This is a genomic window from Herbaspirillum sp. B65 (genome assembly GCF_000333555.1).
Lineage (GTDB): Bacteria > Pseudomonadota > Gammaproteobacteria > Burkholderiales > Burkholderiaceae_D > Herbaspirillum > Herbaspirillum rubrisubalbicans.
The window spans coordinates 1-3,666 of the sequence record NZ_BADI01001018.1; the positions used below are offsets into that span (position 1 = coordinate 1).

At 63.3% G+C, this 3,666-nt stretch carries 1 protein-coding gene and 1 pseudogene; both read left to right on the top strand.

Annotated elements, in window-relative coordinates:
* Positions 1–1,883, top strand: a pseudogene (locus tag I5W_RS23990) (MG2 domain-containing protein); the annotation flags it as partial.
* A 14-nt stretch (positions 1,884–1,897) separates the two neighbouring features.
* Positions 1,898–3,550, top strand: coding sequence for a penicillin-binding protein 1C (gene pbpC / locus I5W_RS23995; protein ID WP_252717200.1), 1,653 nt, complete (start codon positions 1,898–1,900; stop codon positions 3,548–3,550).
* Positions 3,551–3,666: the final 116 nt, after the last annotated feature.

The window sequence follows — 3,666 nt, forward strand, 5'->3', positions numbered from 1 at the left end:
GGTTCAGGCAAGGATGCCAACGTCAATGTGACCTTGAAGACGTCGCCCCATTTGTGTTTGTGGCGGGCACGGCCGGTGCTTCCCAGCAGGTCAAGATAGCGGAAGGGCGAGAGGGCGTGGTCAGCTACCGGCTGCGGGCGGTCGATGGCGCCCAGACCATGCTGGGCGCGGCGTCTGTGCAGCTCAATGCAAGCATCGGTGGCAAACAGAGCCGCCTGGTTACCGAGCTGTCGGTGCGTCCAGCCACGGCGCGTTATACGCTGGTGAGCGCGGGCGCGTTCAAAGGGACGCTCGACGTTCCCATCAAGCGCCAGATGTATCCGCAATACCGCACGCTGGAGGTGGGCGTCTCCGGATTGCCGCTGGTGTTGGCGCAGGGCATGTCGGCCTATCTGACCAACTTCCCGCACCAGTGCACCGAGCAGATGGTCAGCCAGGCCGTTGCCGAGCTGGTGCTTTCCAAACGTCCAGAATTTGCCCGCGCGGATGCCTCATTGCTGCCAGCGCGCAGCCTGGCAGAGACGTTCGGCATCCTGCGTACCCGACAAAACGAGGAGGGCGGCTATGGCCTGTGGACGGCTTCGCTGCAAGCCGATGAGTTTGCCTCCGTCTACGCCACGCATCTGTTGCTGGAAGCACGCGAGCACGGCGAAGCCGTGCCGGCCGACATGCTGCAAAAGTCGCTCGATTATCTGCGCCACCTGGCCGGTGGTGCGGGGGGCGATCTGGCGCAACTGCGGGTGCGTGCGTATGCTGCCTATCTGTTGACTCGGCAGATGGTGGTCACCACCCCCATGCTGACTGCCATCCGGGAGTCGCTGGAAAGGCAGTATCCGAAACAATGGCGCAGCGATCTGGCGGCCGGCTATTTGGCGGCAGCCTATCAATTGCAGAAGCAGAACAAGCTGGCCGATGAACTGATGGATTCGCAGTTCCAGCAATTGCTGGCAGCCGATGCCGGCAGCGGCGCCTACGAAGGCTATTACAGCACGGACATCCATGATGCCCAGACCCTGTATCTGCTGGCCCGCCATTTCCCGCAGCGAGTCAAGGCCTTGCCGCCGACCCTGATGCAGCGCCTGGTCAAGCCAGTGGCCGATGGACGCTTCAATACCTTGTCCGCCGCCTATCTGGTCATGGCGCTGGATGCCTATGGTACGGCGCTGGGGCAGGCCGGTGCGACCAAGCTCGGTATCGTCGAAATCGATGCAGCCGGCAAGCAGCTCCCACTGAGCTTGCCGGCCAATCTCGTGCCGCGTGTGCCTTTCTCGGCCCAGGCTGCGAGCTTGCGTTTGTCTGGCGACAATAACCTCAATACCTACTATGCAGTGGTGGAAAGCGGCTTCGACCGTGGCTTGCCCAAGGAAGAAATGCGCTCCGGGATGCAGGTGTTCAGGGAATTCCTCGGCAGCGATGGCAAGCCGACCAGTACCGTCAACGTTGGCGATGAACTGGTGGTGCGGTTGCGGCTGGTGTCCACCCAACGTGCTGCCATTGGTAACGTGGCGCTGGTGGATCTGTTGCCCGGTGGTTTCGAGGCCGTGCTGCAGAGCGAGCCAGCAAGTGCTACGGCCAATGCGGATGAGTCTGGTGACCAGTCCGATGCTCAGCAGGAGGCCACTGCGACGGCGCAATTGGGCTCCTTGGCTGGCAGCGCGGCCAGTGCCCCGGTACAGTATGTCGACGTCAGGGAAGACCGGGTGTTGTTCTATACCGGTGCCAGCAAGCAGATCGGCGAGATCACCTACCGTATCAAGGCCACCAACAGCGGTCGTTTCCTGGTGCCACCGGCCTATGCCGAATCGATGTACGAGCGCAATCTACAGGCCCGCACGGTGGGAGGACAGGTGTTGACGGTCAACCCGCCCGCGTCCAAGCGTTAGAGCGGGCGGCATTGATGCGCTGGCGTGCCTGCCTGGTGCCGCTGGCGTTGCTCGCGCTGTTGCTGGTGGGAATGCGGCTGCTGCCGCATACGCCTTTGCGGCAGTGGAGCGCTACATCGGCGGCGATCTATGCCCGCGATGGTCAATTGCTGCGCTTGTCGCTGGCCGCCGATGAACAGTACCGGGTATGGACGCCGCTGTCGCAGATCGATCCACGCCTGGTCGAGGCTGTCTTGATGTACGAAGACCGCTGGTTCTATTGGCATCCCGGCATCAACCCCCTGGCCCTGATGCGGGCCTTAGGTTCCACCTATGGCAGTGGCAATCGCCAGGGCGCATCCACCCTCACCATGCAGTTGGCACGTCGCCTCTACGGCATCCGTAGCCAGCACCTGGCGGGCAAGCTCGAACAGATGATGGCCGCGCTGTGGCTGGAAATGCGCTACAGCAAGGCCGAGCTGCTGGAGGCCTATCTCAACTTGGCGCCCTATGGCGGCAACATCGAAGGAGTGGCCACGGCCAGCCTGATCTACTTCCACAAGCGTACCGACCATCTGAGCTTGCCGGAGATATTGAGCCTGGCCGTGATCCCGCAGAATCCCGCCAAGCGCGGCGGTCAGCGGCGCGACACAGCCTATCCGCAGGCGCGCCTGCAGGCCCAGCGGCGCCTGTTGCAGCGCTGGCTGCAACGCCATCCCGAACTGGAGCGCTACCGCAGTGAACTGGAGACGCCGCCGGTATTGCATAGCACCGCCGAGATGCCTTTCCTGGCGCCCCATGTGACCGACCAGTTGTTGCGTAGTCAGCGTTCCGGTGAACTCTGGAGCAGTATCGATCTGCCGCAGCAAGCACTGCTGGAGCGCATCATTCGGCAATTCATTGCCAGTGGTCGCGCGGTCGGCGTGAGCAATGCGGCGGCCATGCTGGTGGAGCGCGAATCGGGCAGGGTCCGTGCGCTGGTCGGCTCGGCCGATTATTTCGATCGGGCCATCGATGGGCAGGTCAATGGCACCCTGGCCAAGCGTTCTCCCGGTTCCACCCTCAAGCCTTTCATCTATGCGCTGGCGCTCGACCAAGGCCTGATCCATCCGATGTCCATGCTCAAGGATGGCCCCACCCAGTTCGGTCCCTTCAGCCCGGAGAATTTCGATGGCCGCTTCATCGGGCCGATCTCGGCCCAGCAGGCCTTGGTGCGCAGTCGCAATATCCCCGCCGTAGCGCTGGCCGCCAGTCTCAAGGAGCCGGGGCTGTATGGATTGCTGCAGCAGTCCGGCGTGGCCCGGCTGGCCTCGCCCAGCCACTATGGACTGGCGCTGGCGCTCGGTGGTGGGGAACTGAGCATGGAAGAGCTGGCGCGCTTGTACCTGATGCTGGGCAATGGTGGCCGGCTGGGCGCGGTGCGCTATCTGGAACGCGACCCTGAACAGGCGGCGGTCACGCCGCCCAAGTCCCTGCTTTCACCGGAAGCGGCTTTCATCACCTTGCAGATGCTGCAAACCAATCCCCGTCCCGATACCGGCCAGCCGGCCGTACCGCCGGTCGCCTGGAAGACCGGTACTTCCTGGGGTTTCGGGATGCCTGGAGCATTGGCCTGGTCGGCCGTTACGTCCTGCTGGTATGGGTCGGCAACTTCGATGGCAGCAGCAATCCTGCGCTGGTGGGCGTGAAGACTGCAGCGCCGCTGTTTTTCCGCTTGTCGATGGCTTGCGCTTGCAAACCCGCCAAGGCTTGGCACCCATCGTTGCCACGGCGCCCCCCCATCTGACCCGGGTCGAGTTGTGCC